Source organism: Lautropia dentalis (assembly GCF_003892345.1).
Taxonomy (GTDB): Bacteria; Pseudomonadota; Gammaproteobacteria; order Burkholderiales; family Burkholderiaceae_E; genus Lautropia; species Lautropia dentalis.
On the sequence record NZ_RRUE01000001.1, the window covers coordinates 258286 to 276751 of the forward strand.

Here is an 18466-nt window from a genome sequence, read left to right on the forward strand (position 1 = left end):
ATACCTTCTAGCCCACGAGCGGGAACAGTTCGATGACCGGCCAGCCGCGGGCCCCGGCGGTCTGGCGCAGGATGGTGTCGGGATTGGTGGCGACCGGGTGGGTGGCCAGCTCCAGCATCGGCAGGTCGTTGTGGGAATCGGAATAGGCCCAGATCTCGTCGAAGCTGTTGCGCGACAGGCCCATGTCCTTCAGCCAGGCGTCGATGCGGATCAGCTTGCCGGCCCGGTAGGTGATGACCCCTTCGGGCTCGCCGGTGTACTGGCCATCACGAATCTCGCCCTCGGCCCCCAGCAGGTGCGCCACGCCGAACAGGCCGGCAATGGGGCGGGTGACGAAGGCATTGGTGGCGGTGACGATGGCGCACAGGTCGCCGGCATCGCGGTGTTTTGCCACCAGGTCGAGCGCCGACTGGCTGATGACCGGCCGGATCACCTGGTCGATGTATTCCTGCCGCCAGCCTTCGATTTCGGCCATCGGGCGGTGCGCGAACGCCCCCAGCGCAAAGCGCAGGTGCTCGACCGGATCGAGCTGGCCTTTCCTGTACTGTGCGTAGAACGCGTCGATTGCGGCGTTGAACGCGGCTTCATCGGGCACCCGGCCGGTACGGCACAGAAAGCGCCCCCATTCGTTGTCGGAGTCGATGGGGAGCAGCGTGTGATCCAGATCGAACAGGGCTAGTCTTCTCATGGAGGCCATTCTAAAGCGTGTTGGACCTTTTGGGACGCTTTCAGGGCAGACACGCGACGGGCCGGTAGTGATCTGGACTGGTTCGCATTCATAATACGGGACATGTCACCTGCAGCGTCCCCGCCGGGAAGGGCTGCCACGGGTGGCGTTCTATCTTCTGGCGGTCCGTCATGGACTGCAGCCCTCCGTCGTATCTCTCCATTTGGTCGTGGTGCGGCCGGCCCTGTGCCGCTGTGCGAGCGGTGCCAGGGGGCCAGACGGGCGGGCAGTGCCGTGCGCCGCATTACAAGGAATCCCCATCATCATGTGGCAACAGGTCTACAACCCGCTGCAGGCGCCCGTGCTGTCGGCGCTCGTCGCAGCCATTCCCATCCTCTTCTTCCTGCTGGGGCTGACGGTCCTCAAACTGAGCGGCGTCCGGGCCGCCCTCGGTGCACTGGTGCTGGCGCTGGGTATTGGCATCCCCGTTTTCGGCATGCCAGTGGGCGTGGGTGTCGGGGCCATCGTGCTCGGTTTTCTGTCCGGACTCTGGCCCATCGGCTGGATCGTGCTGATGGCCGTGTGGCTCTACCGCATCAGTGTGCGGGCCGGCAATTTCGATATCGTGCGTTCGTCCATCTCGGTCGGCCATCACCACTGACCAGCGCATTCAGATGTTGCTGATCGCCTACTGCTTCGGCGGTTTTCTGGAAGGGGCGGCCGGTTTCGGCATTCCGGTAGCCATCTGCGCAGCGCTGCTGGTGTCGCTGGGCTTTCAGCCGCTGCGGGCTTCGGTGCTGGCCCTGGTGGGCAACGTGGCCTCGGGGGCCTACGGGGCCATCGGCATTCCGGTGAGCAACGGGGCCGAGAAGGGCGGGGTGGCGCTGGCGGCCCTGTCCACCGACATGGTGTTCGTGCTGCAGATCTTCGCCATCCTGTGTCCGGTCGTGATGGTGATGCTGCAGGACGGCCTGCGGGGCCTGCGCCAGACCGGCGTGGTGGCCCTCATCACCGGCGCCGTGTTCGGTGGTGGCCAGTCGCTGATGCTGCTGGTGCTGGGCAGCCCCGAACTGGTCGACATCATCGCGCCACTGCTGTCGCTGGTGGTGCTGGCGCTGATCATGCAGTTCTGGTCCCCCAGTCACGTGTTCCGTGAGCCGGGTGCCCCCTGTCCGGAAAGTGTCCAGGAGCTGAAGCAGAAGCGCCAGACGTTCATGGGCATCGTGCGTGCGTGGAGTCCGTTCATCTTCCTGTCCGTCACCATCCTGCTGTGGTCCACGGTACTCAAGCCGGTGTTTGCCCCGGGCGGAACGCTGGGCTTTGCCAGCCTGAGCTTCGGTATGCCCGGCGTGCACCAGGCCATCCAGCAGATGCCGCCCATCGTGGCCACGCCGAAGGCGGTGGAGGCGGTCTACACATGGAACATCCTGGGGGCGTCCGGCACGGCCATTCTGGTGGCGGCCATCGTCACCATCCTGACGGCCCGCATCACCTGGCGCGAGGCCTTCGAGGAACTGCATGCCACCCGCCAGCAGCTGCAGCTGCCCATCCTGATGATCTGCCTCGTCATGGCGGTGGCCAACGTGATGAACTACTCCGGCATGATCTCAGCCATTGCCCTGGCCGTGGCGGCGGCGGGCACGGTCTTCCCGCTGCTGTCCCCCGTCATCGGCTGGATCGGCGTGTTCGTCACCGGCTCGGTGGTCAACAACAATACGCTCTTCGCTGGCCTGCAGGCCACGACGGCCCAGCAGATCGGCGTCAGCCAGAGCCTGCTGGTGGCCGCCAATACGGCCGGAGGCGTGGCTGCGAAGATCGTGTCGCCGCAATCCATTGCCATTGCAGCTGCGGCCGTCGGAAGCGCCGGACAGGAGTCCACCATTACCTCGATGGGCTTTCGCTACAGCGTCATCCTGCTGCTGCTGATGTGCGGCTGGGTGTATCTGCTGTCGCTGATGGTGGGGGGCTGAGGGTATATTGAAGACTGCTCCTGCTCCTGCTCCTGCGCCGGGTGCCGGGTGCCGGGCGCTGGGCGCTGGGCGCTGGGTGTAGGGCGCAGGGTGTTGGGGCCGGGCTGTCCGCAGTCACCCGCGGATGCATGGTGCCTGAACCCGGCTCTTTCAGGTGCAACCCGAGGGGCGGGCATGGAACAGGCATGAACCTGCACCTGCCTGCACCCGGGCGCCTCCGAAAAAGCGGATGGCCCCGAAAAAATGAACGTCTCGTCATCAATGCTGGTGCCGGGGCGTTTTGACGACAGGGAGGAGAGGATGCGCGGGGACAAAAGTGTCCATGACAGGTTCTAATTTGATGGTCGTCAAATTACATCGGCCATCCTGCCGGAGATATTTACAAAGCATCAGATACCTTACCCGATACCGGGCCAAATTTCGCATGGTGGCGATAAAACAATGCAATAATCCGCCGGTTTCCCAGAAACACAAGAAAGAGGTCCTCCATGAAGAAACTCGCCGCTGCCGTGGCACTCAGTCTGCTGCCCCTGGCCTTTGCCGCCCAGGCCGAAATCACCGCCACCGACGTCGTCGGACGCAAGGTCACGGTACCCGATGTGCCCAAGCGCGTGGTGCTGGGTTTTTATTATGAAGATTATCTGGCCATTACCGGCCCCGGCGGCGTCGACAAGCTGGTGGGCCTGTCGCTGACCACCTGGAAGGACTGGCGTCCGAAGCAGTACGCCGCCTACGAAAAGGCGCTCCCGCAGCTCAAAAAACTGCCGGACGTGGGCACCACCGACGACAACACCTTCTCCATCGAGAAGGTCATCGCCACCAAGCCGGACCTGCTGATCCTGGCTGCCTTCAGCTACGACGCGCTGGGCGAGAGCGTCAAGCAGATCGAGGCCGCCGGCATTCCGGTGCTGGTGCTCGACTACAACGCCCAGACCGTCGAGAAGCACGTCGCCTCCACGCTGGCGCTCGGCAAGATCATGGGCCAGGAAAAACGCGCCCAGGAACTGGCCGACAACTACAAAAAGGCCTTCGAGGACATCGATGCCCGCATCAAGAAGGCCGGTCCCACCCAGAAGAAGGTTTACGTCGAGCTGGCCCAGAAAGGCCCGTCCGAAGTGGGCAACTCCTACGGCAACAGCATGTGGGGCGCGCTCATCACCCAGCTGGGTGGCCACAACATCGCCGACGGCCAGATCGGCAACTGGGGGCCGCTCAGCCCCGAGTATGTGCTGTCGCAAAAACCCGATCTCATCTTCCTGTCCGGCTCCGAATGGCTGAACAAGCCGCAGGCCGTGGAAATGGGCTTCGACGCGAAGGAAGCGGTCACGCAGGAACGCATCGCCGCCTACCTGAAACGCCCGGGCTGGAGCAACCTGCCGGCCGTGAAGCAGGGTGATGTGCATGGCATCTACGCCGGCGGCGCCCGTACCCTGTCCGACTATGTGTACGCCCAGTACATCGCCAAACAGCTGTATCCGGCTGCCTTCAGGGACGTGAACCCGCAGCAGAACCTGCGTGATTTCTACGCCAAATGGCTGCCGGTCAAGGCCGACGGTGTCTTCATGCTGCCCTGGGCCAAGGGCGCGGCCGGCAAGTAAGGAGGGCAGCGCATGCAGCAGGCAGGCAGTCCCACGCCACCCCCATCCCGGGCAGGGGAGGGGACCACGCAGGTCCGTTCCCCGGGCAGCGACGCGCACCGCACGCCGGCAGCCACGGATGCCGGCGCCGGCACAGTGCCGGCCGCGTCCACGTCCCGTCATGACGACTACCACCGGGCTTCGGCCCGGCGCCTGCTGCTGATCGGCGTGGCCTGCGTGCTGCTCGTCACGCTGCTGCTGCTCGACCTCACCACCGGCCCGTCCGGCATGCCCTTCGCCGATGTATGGCGGGGGCTGAAGGCCGGCCCCAATGGTGGCGATCTCGATGTGGCCACCATCCTGTGGCAGCTGCGCATGCCGCAGACACTGATGGGTGCCCTGGTCGGCGCCTGTCTGGGTCTGGCCGGCCTGCAGATGCAGACCATCCTGGGCAACCCGCTGGCCAGCCCGTTCACCCTCGGGTTTTCGGCGGCGGCCGGCTTCGGCGCGGCGCTGGCCATCATGTTCGGCGGGGCGCTGCCCATTCCCAATTTCGTCGTCATCCCCGTCAGTGCCTTCATCATGACCATGGTGGCCTGCGGGCTCGTCTACCTCATTGCCCGGCTGCGCAGTGCCTCGCCCGAAATCCTCGTGCTGGCCGGCATCACGGTGCTGTTTTTCTTCCAGTCGGTGCAGTCGCTGATGCAGTTCCTGGCCTCGCCCGAGGTGCTGCAGCAGATCGTGTTCTGGCTGTTCGGCAGCCTGCTCAAGGCCACCTGGACCAGCGTCACCGTCTGTGCCCTCGTGTTCGTGGCGTGTCTGCCCTTCATCATGCGTGATGCCTGGGCCCTCACCACCCTGCGGCTGGGCGATGCCAACGCCCGCAGCCTCGGCCTGTCGGTCGACAGCATTCGCCAGCGCACCTTCTTTCTGGTGGCGCTGCTCACCGCAGCCGCCGTGTCGTTCGTCGGTACCATCGGCTTCGTCGGGCTGATTGCCCCGCACACCGCCCGCACGCTGGTGGGCGAAGATCACCGCTATTCACTGCCACTGGCTGCCATCATCGGCGCCGTCATCCTGGTGGGCGCTTCGGTATTCGGCAAGTTCATCTCGCCGGCCGCCGTCATCCCGGTGGGCATCATCACCGCCGTGGCCGGCGTGCCCATGCTGTTCACCATCATTGCCCGACGGGGGAGCGAAGGATGAGCAACGGCTGCATTTCCGACTTTTCGGGTCTGTTCCCTGCCACTTGCCATCCTTGCCCGGCGGGAGAGCGAAGGATGGGCAAGGACTGCATTTCCATATTTTCGGGTCTGCCCGGACCTGTTCCTGGCCGCCTGAGTGTGGAGGTACCGGCATGAGTCTCGAGCTGAAATCCGTCACCGTCACCCGCGGCAAGGCCCAGATCCTGAAGGACATTTCCGGCACGCTGGAAAGGGGCCAGATCGTCGGCCTGATCGGCCCCAACGGCACCGGCAAATCCACGCTGGTCAATGCCATTGCCACCATCTATCCCTTTGGCGGCACCATCCACTGGGAGGGCAGGCCGGTAAAGCTGGGCGAAATCGGCTACATGCCCCAGCAGGCCCACGTGCGCGCCAGCATCAGCGTCACCGAAACCGTGCTGCTGGGCCGCCACGAAGGGCTGGGCTGGCGGGTTGGCAACGCGCTGGTCGATCAGGCCATTGCCATGCTGGACGAATTCGGCATCGGCCACCTGCACAACCGCAGCATGCACACGCTTTCCGGCGGCCAGCAGCAGCTGGTCCTGCTGGCCCAGCGCCTGCTGCGCGAGCCAAAGCTGCTGCTGCTCGACGAAGCCACCAGCGCGCTGGACGTGCGTCACCAGATGCAGGTGTTCGACCGCCTGCGCGCCTACGTGGACCGCACCGGCGCCCTCGTCGTCATTGCCATTCACGACCTGAATCTCGCCGCCCGCCACGCCGACACCATCATGCTGCTCAACCGCGGCTATGTGGCCGGGCTGGGGTCGTTCTGTGACGTGGTCTGTGCCGATGCCCTGCGCGAGGTGTATGGCATCGAGGCCGAGCTGCTGCAGTCGCAGTCCGGCCAGACGGTCGTGCTGCCGCTGTGTGCGGCCTGACGCGTGTCATGAACGCATTCTCCTGAAACCGGGGGGCGCGCGATGCAGTGATGCGCATTTGTTCACTGCCATTCTGTCGTCTTGTCGGTAGGCTTTGCACATCGCTTCATTCGAAGCGGTGCTGACGGCCTGGAACGGCACGATTCTGCCGGCTGCCGTGCCGCCAGCTTCTGATCCCTTTCAACCTGCGGGTGCAACCATACCCAGACGGGAAGCACCCGGATCCGGAGCTGCCATGATCGAGATGACTTCCTCCCTGCCTTTCCGCCGCGCTGCGCTGGCTGCCGTGCTGGCTTCCGTGATGTTGCCGTTGGCCGCCTGTGGCGGCGGCGGTGAGGTATCGGTGAGCGGCGGCGGTTCCCTGGGGGGCGCATCGCTGTCGGGCAGCGGGACGTTCCGGCCGGGGCATCAGGGTGGCCAGAGCAACCAGAACACGCAGAACGGCCAGGGCGCACAGGGTAGCCAAAATGCACAGACCGCACCCGGTGGCCAGGACAATCAGAACCCGCAGAACCGTCAGAACGCCCAGAGCAATCAGGGTGGGCTGGCATCCCCGGGAAATCAGGTTGCCCAGAATGATCAGGCCAGTGGAGCAGGTGCCGCAGATTCGAATGGCACGGGGCGTCTGGGAGCGCCGGTTCGTCCGGGGACGGATACCGTGAACCAGACGGAAATCGACGAGGTGCTTTCCTGGCTGAGCAAGCCGCATCCGGAAATCACGCCGTCGATCCAGTACCTTGTTCAGTTCCTCGATGAAGGGCCGGATTTCCGTACGCTGACCGATGGCGTCAATGGCAAGGCCAGGCAGCCAGAGGAAGCGTTGACGGGCCAGGCGCTGGCTTACTATCAGAACCGTATCGAAACGTTGAAAAGTGGTGCCGTGCTCAACCTCGACACCGAGCAGCGTGTGTATCCGAAATGGTCGCTGACCGATGAGGAAGTCGCGCTGGCGACAGCCCCCGCTGCCTACGCCCAGATAATGGGGCGGTGCGGCAATGCCAGCCAGAACCTCGAAGGCTTCAACCGTTGCATGGTGGGAACCTACAGCGGTCATACCGAACAGGGAGAAAGCTGCTCGGTCAATGTCGGCGCGGATGGCAAGGTAACGTTCACCCTGTCGGGCAGGCAGTTTCCGTCGTTCGACATTCGGCACCGCGCCGCCTTTGTTGAACGCAATGCGTCAGGGGATGTCACCTCGGCAGGGGGCATTGCGTTCTCGGGATGGCTGTCGGCGGCGCAGGTGGACGCCACGGGTACCCAGCCTTCCCACACACAGTGGTTTGGTCTCTACCTTGAAAACTACAAGGGCAAACCGCTGGTCGACGTGGATTTTGGCAACGCAGACCCCGAGCACGGCCCAGTGGTTGACGAAACCTGCTATCTGGGTCGTTGATGCCTGAACCGGTCCCGTACGGTGCGTGAGACGCCTTGCGCATCGTGCGGCACAGTTTTTCAGTGTACGAAACCACGCTGGTGTGAACGCCTACCCACTTGCTTCGATTGGGCCGGTTTTTCAGCCCTGTCAAGAACACGGAATCATCATGAATCACCACGTCCATTGCTCGTCGAGGTTGCGTAACCTTTCCGGCAGAGCGTTCATTACCGGTGCATTGCTCGCGCTTCCGTTGGGTGTGCTCGCAGCAGATAGTGCCCAGGGCACAGCCTCTGCAGGTTCGGCAGTGGCCAAACCCTCTGTCCAATCCACTGTCCAGGCCGCCACCCAGGTGCCGTCGGCCACAGCAAGGCCAGACAACTCGGCCCGATACCTGAACCCGCCGCTCTATCCGGGCGATGACACCCTGCCGTCCATGGAACGGGCTGCCAGAAAGGTTGCCCGGATGAGCGCCTTCGACAGCGGCCCAAACCGGGAGAGGCTTTACCAGCGCCTGCATGAAAAACCGGCCGACCAGCTCACCGACCGACATCGGATCATGCTCAGGTACGAGCCGGTGTACCGCGAAAGCCTGGCCACGCTGCAGCGTGGTGAAGTGCTGGCGTTCGAGCCGATGTTTCGCCTGGTGCCTGACACGAAGCTGACCGGCATGCTGCTGGACAGGCAGGTGACTTCCGAAGCTTTCTACCGGAGCATGTCCACGCGCTGCAGGGACGTCACAAAAAGCACGGCGGGCTTTTCTGCCTGTGTGACCGGCAGTTTCACGGGCACCGTGACCGATGGTCTGTCCGGAAAATCTCCGGCCGCCTGTCAGGTCATCATCGGCAAGGACGGGACCGTGTCATTCACGGCCGCCGGCAAAACCTACGCCCCGCTCAGGATTCGCTATCGCGCTGCGGGTGCGGATTTCACGGCGTCCGGTGACATCCGGGTTGCCGACATCCGCATGTTCACCGGTTGGGTGTCTGAAGGAGCGCGCCGGATGCAGAGCATGGCGGACGTGTTTCGTGGTGAGCGCAGTCAGGCACTCGACATCCTGATTGCCAGCGCTGGGGGAAGACGCAACGTACAGATGCGTTTCCTCAATCTGGATGCGGCCTATGGCCCGGACACTGAGATCGTCTGCGCCATTACACAGTGACGCAGGTTTTCCGAGTTTTTCCCCCTGAATGGAAGGTGCGCCCGCTGAAAAGCGGAGGGTATGAAGGCAGTCTTCATCGTGCATGGTGAAGGCCGCCTTTCGCTGTTTTGGGCGTTTGCCCTTTGTTGTCCCCGTCCTGTCATTCCTTTGGCCAGGCCAGACGACCTAGGCCATATGGATGTCAAGGCCCGTGTTGGGGGAGGGCGTGTGCTTCATCACTGTTTGGGTTTTTCCGTGTGGGTAGCCTTTCTGCATGGCGCTGCATGGCGCGATGCGGGGGCACCGGGGTGCTGCCCGTTTACCCACTCAACGGAAACACCATGAATTCTTCCATTTTCCTTTCCCTGCCTTTTCGCCGTACCAGCATGTGTGTGGCGCTGACTTCCGCCTTTGTTTCCCTGGCTGCCTGTGGCGGTCCGAATGTGGGAAACGGTTCCGATGCACAGGGGGGCGCATCTGCCCAGCGGCAAGGACATGTCCTGAACGATAGTGGTCTGCGGCCCGGCAATACGGGCTACGATACGTCGGGCTACACCGGTTTTGATGCTGGCTATCAGCCCGGGGCCTTCATGTCTGCGGACAGTGCAGTGCAGGCAGACCACGGTACCGGGCTGTCGGGTGTGGCGCCCGGTGGTGTGCGGCCCGGAAATTCCGGTATCCAGAGCGGAAATATCCATGCCGGAAGTTATGGTACGCAGGGCGGTAACGTGCAGGCTGGCGTTCCTGGTGCGACCGGGCAGGGGAGCACTACGGTTCCGCAAGGGGGCTCCCCTGCATTTCTGCCGGGTTTCATGCCGGGCAATGGCTATAACGGCAGTCCGTTCGGCGTGACAGGCCAGCCAGGGAGTGCAGGTCAGAACGGACAGGCAGGGCAGGCCACGCCTTTCGTTCAAACAGGGCAAACAGGCCAATCAGGCCAGTCTGCTCCGGCAGGGCAAGCTGCGCAGAGTGGAAATTCGCAGGGTGGAAATGCACAGGCCGGGATTTCGGGCATGCAGGGTCATGGGATGGCTGCGCAAACCGGGCAGGCCGTCCAGAATGGACAGTCCATTCAATCCGGGCTGGCCGCCCAGAACGGAAACGCTCGCCCCGTTTCCGGTGATGTTCTGACCAAACCGGTTCTCACGGATGGCACGACTCCACATGCATCTGGTGCCGCCAGCTGGAACGGATCTGCCGGCTCCAATGGACCAGCTGGCACCAATGGACCCGCCGGTTTCAACGGATCAGCCGGTTTCAATGGATCGGCTGCCTTTTACGGAAACGGAACGGGCGGTGTGGATGGTACGGCGGGACAGGGCAGTCCCGGTGGGTTCCCGGCAGAAGGGGCCGCAGGGGCTGCGGGACAGGGATCTTCCGGTGCGGCCCAGGGCGCCGGCGTTCCGGCTGCACCCATTTCGGGGACGGGCGCGGGTGCCGTCGGTACGAACACTGCCACCGGCGCGATTGCGGCGGACACGGCCGCGGGTATGCCTGCTTCTGGCACGGGGGGCAATGTCGGCTCCGGTGGTACTGATGGTGCGGGTCAGCGTGGTGGTACGGCCGGTACCCCAGGGGATGGTTTCATCGGCAGCAACAGCTACCGGCCTGCCGGCACGGGGGATGACAGCACAGCGGGCAACGGCAGCCCGCCTGCCGGTATGGGCAATATCAACACCGCAAACAGCGATGCGAACGATGCAACAGGCACCAGCCCCTCGTCCCCCTTCCGCTTCGACCTCTCCCCGGCCGGGCAGGAACGGCAGCGCCAGCTGGACGCCGAATCCGAACAGCGCCTGCTCACGCCCGAGGAGAACGCCGCGCACCTGACCTTCGTGTACGGCACAAGCCTTGGCCGCTGGTTCGACCGGGCGCGCGCCAACCTCGGCCGGATGGATGAGGATGACCGGGAGGTGCTGAAGTTCGAGCCGCTCTATCGTGCCAGCATGGCCACGCTGCTCAATGGTGGCGTGCTGTCGCTGGATTCGATGGTGCGCACCTATCGCAGCACGCCGGCCTATCTGGTGGCGGCCGGTGCGCGCCTGCCCGATGCCACTTTCCAGCGGCTGAATGCCCGGTGCCGTGAGGCCAGCGCCAGCGTGGCCGGCTTCAGCCGCTGCGTGACGGGCACCTACACGGGCCACATGTTGACGAAGCCGAAGCTGGCCTGCTCGGTCACCTTCACCCCTGATGGGCATGTCTCGTTCCAGGTGGGGGAACAGGCGTATCCGCCTTTCCGTATCGACTACCGGGCGGCCGGTGTGGACTACACCAGCCCGCGCGGACTGCGGCAGCTGGACCTGCGCATGACGACGGGCTGGCGGGATCGCGACATGTTTGCCGAAGCGAACGGGGACGATGACGACGACGGCCTGATGGCAGGCGATGATGCAGGGCGGCTGGGATTCATCGCTGGCCCGGCATCCAGCATCGGGCGCGGTGCGGGTGTAGCGGCCGGCGCTGGCGCAGGCATGGGAGCAGGCGCTACTATCGCCGGAGCTGGCACCGGCACCGCGGCGAATATTGGCGCCGCCACCCGCAAGGACGCCTGGCTGGACGATGCCTGGCAGCGCCAGTGGGTGAACCTGCTGGCCAGTTCGGGCGGCTACAACGCCGTTTCCATCGCACTGGGCAATACCGAGCCGTCACTCGGGCCGGTGTTCAGTGGGGTCTGCCGGATCGAGGAATGAGAGCCTGACTCAGCCCCCGCTCTGTTCCCGCCGCTGCAGATAGTCCTTCAGCAGCGGCAGCGTCAGCTGCTTCTTGCGGGCACGGGCCAGCTGTTCCAGACCGTCCAGAATGGTCTTGAGGCTGGCCATGTCGCGGCGGGTGTGGCGCAGCAGGTAGGTGGAGAGATCCTGCCCCAGCGTCAGGCCCCGCTCGCGCGCGGTGTGCTCCAGTGCATCGACCAGCGCGGTGTCATCCAGCGGCTGCAGGGCAAAGACCATGCCCCAGCCCAGGCGGCTGACCAGCTCGGGCAGCAGCTTCAGCCGGGCAGGGGGCTGGTTGCCGAACACCACCAGCGCCTGCTCCGGCTGCTCGACCAGCGCGTTGAAGCGGTGGAACAGCGTGCGCTGCCGCCCCTTGCTGTACTGGTCCACGTCGTCCACCACCGTCAGGTTCGGTGCCTGGCTGGCGGTCAGGGCGCTGGCTAGATGGCTCTTGCCGGAGCCGGCCGGCCCCCACACATAGAAGAAGCGCTGGGCGGGCGTCTCGCCCTGTTGCAGGGTGTGGACCAGATGCCGCAGGGTGGCGGCGCACTCCAGGTTGGGGCCGGGGACGAAGTTGTCGAAGCACGGGGGCGGCGGTGGCCCGAAATCCAGTATGAGCTGGGGCTCCTGCAGCGTCGGGGCAGGGGCTGGCGGCGTGTCGGGCGGGGTGGATGAGCGCTGGCGGTCCATGCACGGAATTCTACCGGCAGAGAGGGGCAGGAGGCGCAGGGAGGGCAGGGAGCGGAGGGGACGGAGAGATCTGCCAGCCGTCAGCAGCGGGGCAGGGGACGCAGAGGAGGCCACAGGCGGGCAGAGGGAGCAAAAAGGCAGGAGCGCTCGTCCACGACACATTTCAGGGACACGCTAGAATGCCGGCAACCCGTTTTTACGGTTGGGCACGGTTGCCGCGACGCGGATTCCTGACCATGGCCTGAATCGTCGCCCGGTCGTGTGCCGGCTGCCGGTGGCCTTCCATGATGGACGTGCCCTGCCTTCATCTGCCACACAGCGAGCACATTCATGGCACAGACGCAGAACACAGGTCTTTCATACCGGGATGCCGGGGTCGACATCGACGCGGGCGACGCACTGGTCGAGCGGATCAAGCCGCTGGCGGCCCGCACGAAGCGCCCGGGGCTGCTGTCGGGCATCGGGGGCTTTGGCGGGCTGTTCCAGATTCCGGCCGGCTACCGCGAGCCGGTGCTGGTGTCGGGGACCGACGGGGTGGGCACCAAGCTCAAGCTGGCCTTCACGCTGGGTGTGCACGACACCATCGGCATCGACCTGGTGGCCATGAGCGTCAACGACATTCTGGTGCAGGGGGCCGAGCCGCTCTTCTTCCTCGACTACTTCGCCTGCGGGCATCTGGACGTGGATGTGGCGGCGGCCGTGGTGGCCGGCGTGGCCACGGGTTGTGAACAGTCGGGCTGCGCGCTGCTGGGCGGCGAGACGGCCGAGATGCCGGGCATGTACCCGTCGGGCGAGTATGACGTGGCCGGCTTTGCCGTGGGGGTGGTCGAGCGGTCGCAGATCATCGACGGTTCCCGCGTGCAGGCTGGCGACCGGCTGCTGGGGCTGGCGTCCAGCGGGCCGCATTCCAATGGCTACTCGCTGGTGCGCAAGGTCATCGAGCGGGCGCTGGGCGAGGTGTCGCTGAAGGCCCTGCAGCAGCCGCTCGATGGCCGGCCGCTGTCCGAACACGTGATGGCACCCACCCGCATCTATGTGAAGTCGCTGCTGCCGCTGCTGCGCAGCGCGGCGCAGCCCATCCATGGCCTGGCCCACATCACCGGTGGCGGGCTGGTGGACAATGTGCCCCGCATGCTGCCCGACGGCCTGGTGGCGCGGATGGATGCATCCCGCTGGACGCGTCCGGCCGTGTTCGACTGGCTGCAGCAGCAGGGCGGTATCGACCAGGCCGAGATGCACCGGGTGTTCAACTGCGGCATCGGCACGGTGCTGGCCGTGGCGCCGGCCGATGTGGCGGCCGTCACGAGGGCGCTCACCGATGCTGGAGAACAGGTGTTCGAGATCGGCGAAGTGGCGCAGCGCCAGCCGGGTGAGGCGGCCGCCGTGGTGGTTTGAGCTGCGGCGTACGGAGCGTGGTGATTCGGTGGCGACTGACTGAAACACCGCGCCTCCCTGCCCGGGCTGCCGGCGTTACCCTGCCTGCAGGGCAGAGGGCAGAGGGCAGAGGGCAGAGGGCAGAGGGCAGAGGGCACAGGGCACAGGGCACAGGGAGGGCACAGGGCACAGGCCGTGCTGAACGAGTTCCGGGCTGCCGGCCGGAATGCCTCGACAGGCGGTCAGTCGTGGCCTTGCATTGAAAACATATCGGGATTTGTTTTGGTGATTGACGGGGTGGGGTATCCACCCCTTTTGCTGCGGCTTTTGCATGTCGGTCGATACAGGGGTTTCCCCGAGGCATCGTTATATATGATCGGATATAACGACTCGGGAATACCCTCTGCTTGAGACACTGTCTGACAGTTTTCCAGGCTTTTTGACCCGTTTGTGGACTTTTTGGGCACATCCCCACCGACCGTTGGCCGGCCCGTCCCGGCCGTACTTTGGATTTTTCTGTTTGACTACTAGAATTCTGCGGTAGATTCGATATCAGCCCGTATCCACGCTATCTGTCCGGGAACAGCAGCCAAATACGTGTCATTCGCATCCGTTTGCCGCAGGGGCTGGCCAGCCGTCTCACTGGCCGCCGTCGCGGTGTTTCCGGATGCTCCGTCACATGCTGGCTGCCTGGACGGGGTCGGTGCGGGTTTTGATTTTTTTATATCCCGGAAGAGTGCACACTTTTCCAGACCTTTTGAAGGTGGTGCCATGGAGCAGAAGATCTCCCGGCGGCAGTTCTTCAAGGTGACGGGAGCTACCCTGGCTTCGTCCAGCATGGCGCTGATGGGCTTTTCGCCCCGCGAGGTGCTGGCCGAAGTACGCCAGTTCAAGCTGGCCCAGACCACGGTGGCCCGTCAGACCTGTACGTACTGCTCGGTGGGTTGCGGCATTCTGATGTATTCGCTGGGCGACAACGCCAAGAACGCGAAGCGCTCGGTCATTCACGTCGAGGGTGATGCCGACCACCCGGTCAACCGCGGCACACTCTGTCCGAAGGGGGCCGGCCTGCTGGACTTCGTCAACAGTCCCAACCGGCTCCGCTACCCCGAATACCGCGCACCCGGTTCCGACAAATGGGAACGCATCAGCTGGGATGACGCGCTCGAGCGCATCGCCCGGCTGCTGAAGGAAGACCGCGACGCCAACTTCGTGCAGAAGACGGCCGATGGCAAGGTGGTCAACCGATGGACGACCACCGGCATGCTGGCCGCCTCGGCCGCCAGCAACGAAGCCGGTTACATCACCCACAAGGTGGCTCGCAGCTGGGGGCTTCTGGCGTTCGACAACCAGGCGCGTGTCTGACACGGCCCGACGGTGGCAGGTCTTGCCCCGACGTTTGGCCGTGGTGCGATGACGAATCACTGGGTCGACATCAAGAATGCCGACGTAGTGCTGATCATGGGCGGCAATGCAGCCGAGGCGCACCCGTGCGGATTCAAGTGGGTCACCGAGGCGAAGGCGCACAACAATGCGTACTTCATGGTGGTCGATCCGCGCTTCAACCGTTCGGCATCGGTGGCGGACTATTACGCCCCCATCCGCTCGGGCAGCGACATCACGTTCCTGGGCGCGATCATCAACTACCTGCTCACCAACGACAAAATCCATCACGAGTACGTCCACAACTACACCGACTTCAGCTTCATCGTCCGTGAGGACTTCCGTTTCGAAGACGGCATTTTCTCGGGTTACAACGAGGAAAAACGCACCTACGACAAGTCCACCTGGGAATACGAGCTGGGGCCGGATGGCTACGTGCGTACCGATCCCACGCTCAGGCACCCGCGCTGCGTGTACCAGCTGCTGAAAAAGCACTATGCACACTACACGCCGGAGGCGGTGGAGCGCGTGTGCGGCACACCGAAGGACAAGTTCCTGCACGTGGCCGAAACGCTTGCGTCCACGGCCGTGGCGGGGCGTGCCGCGACCATCATGTACGCGCTGGGCTGGACGCAGCACTCCATCGGGGCGCAGATCCTGCGCTGCGGTGCCATGGTGCAGCTGCTGCTGGGCAACATCGGTGTGGCGGGTGGTGGCATGAACGCACTGCGCGGGCACTCCAACATTCAGGGCCTGACGGACCTGGGCCTGCTCACGTCCTCGCTCACCGGCTACCTGAGCCTGGCCAACGAGGCCGAACAGGACTACACGGCCTACATTGCCAAACGCACCAAAAAGCCGCTGCGCCCGGGGCAGGTCAGTTACTGGCAGCACTATCCGAAGTTCCACGTCAGCCTGATGAAGTCCTGGTATGGCGACAAGGCCACGAAGGAGAACAACTGGGCCTACGACTACCTGCCCAAGCTCGACCGTCCGTACGACATGCTGCAGATCTTCGAGCTGATGAACGAGGGCAAGGTCAACGGCTATCTGGCGCAGGGCTTCAACCCGATTGCCTCGCTGTCGAACAGCCACCGGGTGCGCAATGGTCTGGCCAAACTGAAGTTCCTGGTCATCATGGACCCGCTGGCCACCGAAACGTCCGAGTTCTGGCGCAACTTCGGCGAGTACAACGACGTGGACACGGCCTCCATCCAGACCGAGGTGTTCCGTCTGCCCGCCACCTGCTTCGCGGAAGAGGACGGCTCCATCGTCAGTTCCTCGCGCGTGCTGCAGTGGCACTGGAAGGCTGCCGAGCCGCCGGGTGAGGCGCGTCCGGACATCCAGATCATGTCGGAGCTGCATCACCGCATGAAGGCGATGTACGAGAAGGAAGGGGGCGTGTTCCCCGACCCGATCCGCGATCTGGACTGGAGTCACTATTACAACCCCGAGGATCCCACCCCCGAAGAGCTGGCGAAGGAGTACAACGGCTGGGCCATCGCCGATGTGGTCGATCCGAAGGATCCGCACAAGGTGCTGCGCAAGGCCGGCCAGCAGCTGGGTGCGCTGGGCGAGCTGCGCGACGATGGCTCCACCGCCAGCGGCTGCTGGATCTGGGTGGGCTGCTGGACGGAAGAAGGCAACCAGATGGGCCGGCGCGACAATTCCGACCCGACCGGCATCGGCAACACGCTGAAATGGGCCTGGGCCTGGCCGGCCAACCGCCGCGTGCTCTACAACACCGCGTCCACCGACCTGAAGGGCAAACCCTTCAATCCGAAGCGGATGCTGGTGCAGTGGGATGGCCAGAAGTGGTCGGGCCCGGATATTCCGGACATGACGCCGACGCTGGCGCCCGAGAGCGGGGCAGGACCGTTCATCATGAACCCGGAAGGGGTGGCGCGCTTCTTCTCGCGCGGGCTGATGGCGGAAGGTACCTTCCCCACGCACTACGAGGCCTTCGACAACCCGCTGGGCTACAACCCGATGTACCCCAACAATCCGAAGGCGGTGTCGTCGCCGGCGGCGCGGGTGTTTGGTTCCATCTGGGACACCTTCGGTTCGCCGAAGGAGTATCCGCACGTGGGTACCACCTACCGGCTCACCGAGCACTTCCACTACTGGACCAAGCACGCGCTGATCAACGCCGCGCTGCAGCCGGAACAGTTCGTGGAAATCGGCGAGGCACTGGCCAATGAGATGGGCATCAGGCAGGGCGATCACGTGAAAGTGTCGTCCAAGCGGGGCTACATCAAGGCCGTGGCCGTGGTCACCAAGCGGATCCGTCCGATGCAGATCGATGGCAAGACTATCCACCACGTGGGCATCCCCATTCACTGGGGCTTCAAGGGCATGACGCGGCCGGGCTTCCTGGCCAACACGCTCACGCCGTTCGTGGGCGATGGCAACAGTTTCACCCCCGAGTTCAAGACCTTCCTCGTGAAGGTCGAGAAGATCTGAGGAGCGCAACACCATGTCAATGCAATCGCTCGACATCAAGCGCCTGTCGGCCACCACCACCACGCCGACGCAGATCCGCGAGCCGCGCTCGGGTGAAATCGCCAAGCTGATCGATGTCTCCAAGTGCATCGGCTGCAAGGCGTGCCAGTCTGCCTGCATGGAGTGGAACGACCTGCGGCCGGTCATCGAGATGTCGGCCGACGGTCCGCAGGTCACCAGCATCTGCGACGGCACCTACAACAACCCGACCGACCTGAACGGCAACACCTGGACGGTGATGCGCTTCACCGAGTACGAGAACGAGGCCACCGGCAATCTGGAATGGCTGATCCGCAAGGACGGCTGCATGCATTGCGCCGATCCGGGCTGCCTGAAGGCCTGCCCGTCGCCGGGCGCCATCGTCCAGTACACCAACGGCATCGTCGATTTCCACGAGGAAAAGTGCATCGGCTGCGGCTACTGCATCACCGGCTGCCCGTTCAACATCCCGCGCATCTCCGAGAAGGACCACAAGGCGTACAAGTGCACGCTGTGTTCCGACCGGGTGGGCGTGGGCCTGGAGCCGGCCTGCGTCAAGACCTGCCCCACGGGCGCCATCATGTTCGGCACCAAGGAGGCCATGAAGGACCAGGCCGAAACCCGCATTGCCGACCTCAAGCGCCGCGGTTACGATCAGGCCGGGCTGTATGATCCGGAAGGGGTGGGCGGTACGCACGTGATGTATGTGCTGCATCATGCCGACAAGCCGTCCATCTACGCCGGCCTGCCCGATGCGCCGAAAATCAACCCGATGGTCAGCCTCTGGAAGGGCATTGCCAAGCCACTGGCCGTGGCTGCCATGGGGGCTGCGGCACTGGGCAGCCTGTTCCACTACATCACCAAGGGCCCCAACGACGTATCGAAGGAGCTGGAGGACGAAATGGAACGCAAGGACATCGAAGCCGCCGCACGCGAAGCCGGCAAGGCAGCCACCCGTCGCAAGCGGGCGGCCGCGAAGCAAACGGAGGCCTGATC

General features: G+C 64.4%; 13 protein-coding genes. 11 read left to right on the plus strand and 2 right to left on the minus strand.

Annotated elements, in window-relative coordinates; translation table 11 throughout:
* Window positions 1-7: 7 nt before the first annotated feature.
* Window positions 8-688, minus strand: coding sequence for an HAD family hydrolase (locus EHV23_RS00985; protein ID WP_420813021.1), 681 nt, complete (start codon window positions 686-688; stop codon window positions 8-10).
* Window positions 689-992: 304 nt separating this feature from the next.
* Between EHV23_RS00985 and EHV23_RS16325 the strand changes: the two genes are divergently transcribed.
* From EHV23_RS16325 to EHV23_RS01020, 8 genes are all read left to right on the plus strand, one after another.
* Window positions 993-1328: an L-lactate permease gene (locus EHV23_RS16325; protein WP_203228842.1), complete on the plus strand. Its 336-nt coding sequence runs from the start codon at window positions 993-995 to the stop codon at window positions 1326-1328.
* A gap of 13 nt (window positions 1329-1341) precedes the next feature.
* Complete coding sequence (locus EHV23_RS00990) at window positions 1342-2637, plus strand: L-lactate permease (protein WP_275265077.1); 1296 nt, start codon at window positions 1342-1344, stop codon at window positions 2635-2637.
* 488 nt (window positions 2638-3125) lie between these two features.
* Entirely contained in the window at window positions 3126-4235 is a 1110-nt protein-coding gene (locus tag EHV23_RS00995) for an ABC transporter substrate-binding protein (RefSeq protein WP_125094322.1), read from the plus strand.
* A 12-nt stretch (window positions 4236-4247) separates the two neighbouring features.
* Entirely contained in the window at window positions 4248-5420 is a 1173-nt protein-coding gene (locus tag EHV23_RS01000; protein WP_125094323.1) for a FecCD family ABC transporter permease, read from the plus strand.
* Window positions 5421-5571: 151 nt separating this feature from the next.
* Window positions 5572-6318 carry an ABC transporter ATP-binding protein gene (locus tag EHV23_RS01005; RefSeq protein WP_125094324.1) on the plus strand — a complete coding sequence of 249 codons (747 nt, stop codon included), beginning with the start codon at window positions 5572-5574 and terminating at the stop codon, window positions 6316-6318.
* A 235-nt stretch (window positions 6319-6553) separates the two neighbouring features.
* Complete coding sequence (locus tag EHV23_RS01010) at window positions 6554-7711, plus strand: hypothetical protein (protein WP_125094325.1); 1158 nt, start codon at window positions 6554-6556, stop codon at window positions 7709-7711.
* A gap of 82 nt (window positions 7712-7793) precedes the next feature.
* Entirely contained in the window at window positions 7794-8852 is a 1059-nt protein-coding gene (locus tag EHV23_RS01015) for a hypothetical protein (protein ID WP_125094326.1), read from the plus strand.
* A gap of 1469 nt (window positions 8853-10321) precedes the next feature.
* Window positions 10322-11521 carry a hypothetical protein gene (locus EHV23_RS01020; RefSeq protein WP_125094327.1) on the plus strand — a complete coding sequence of 400 codons (1200 nt, stop codon included), beginning with the start codon at window positions 10322-10324 and terminating at the stop codon, window positions 11519-11521.
* A 9-nt stretch (window positions 11522-11530) separates the two neighbouring features.
* Here EHV23_RS01020 and EHV23_RS01025 read toward each other — a convergent pair whose 3' ends face one another.
* Window positions 11531-12232: an HdaA/DnaA family protein gene (locus tag EHV23_RS01025; protein ID WP_158615765.1), complete on the minus strand. Its 702-nt coding sequence runs from the start codon at window positions 12230-12232 to the stop codon at window positions 11531-11533.
* Between the two features lie 330 nt (window positions 12233-12562).
* On the opposite strand from EHV23_RS01025, the gene purM reads away from it, so the two are divergent.
* From purM to fdxH, 3 genes are all read left to right on the plus strand, one after another.
* Window positions 12563-13627, plus strand: coding sequence for a phosphoribosylformylglycinamidine cyclo-ligase (purM, locus tag EHV23_RS01030; RefSeq protein WP_125094329.1), 1065 nt, complete (start codon window positions 12563-12565; stop codon window positions 13625-13627).
* Window positions 13628-14377: 750 nt separating this feature from the next.
* The gene (fdnG, locus tag EHV23_RS01040) at window positions 14378-17452 is read left to right on the plus strand and encodes a formate dehydrogenase-N subunit alpha (protein WP_148098587.1); all 3075 of its coding nucleotides are present in this window, start codon (window positions 14378-14380) and stop codon (window positions 17450-17452) included.
* A gap of 13 nt (window positions 17453-17465) precedes the next feature.
* On the plus strand, window positions 17466-18464 hold the full coding sequence (gene fdxH / locus EHV23_RS01045; RefSeq protein ID WP_125094332.1) for a formate dehydrogenase subunit beta: 999 nt from the start codon (window positions 17466-17468) through the stop codon (window positions 18462-18464).
* Window positions 18465-18466: the final 2 nt, after the last annotated feature.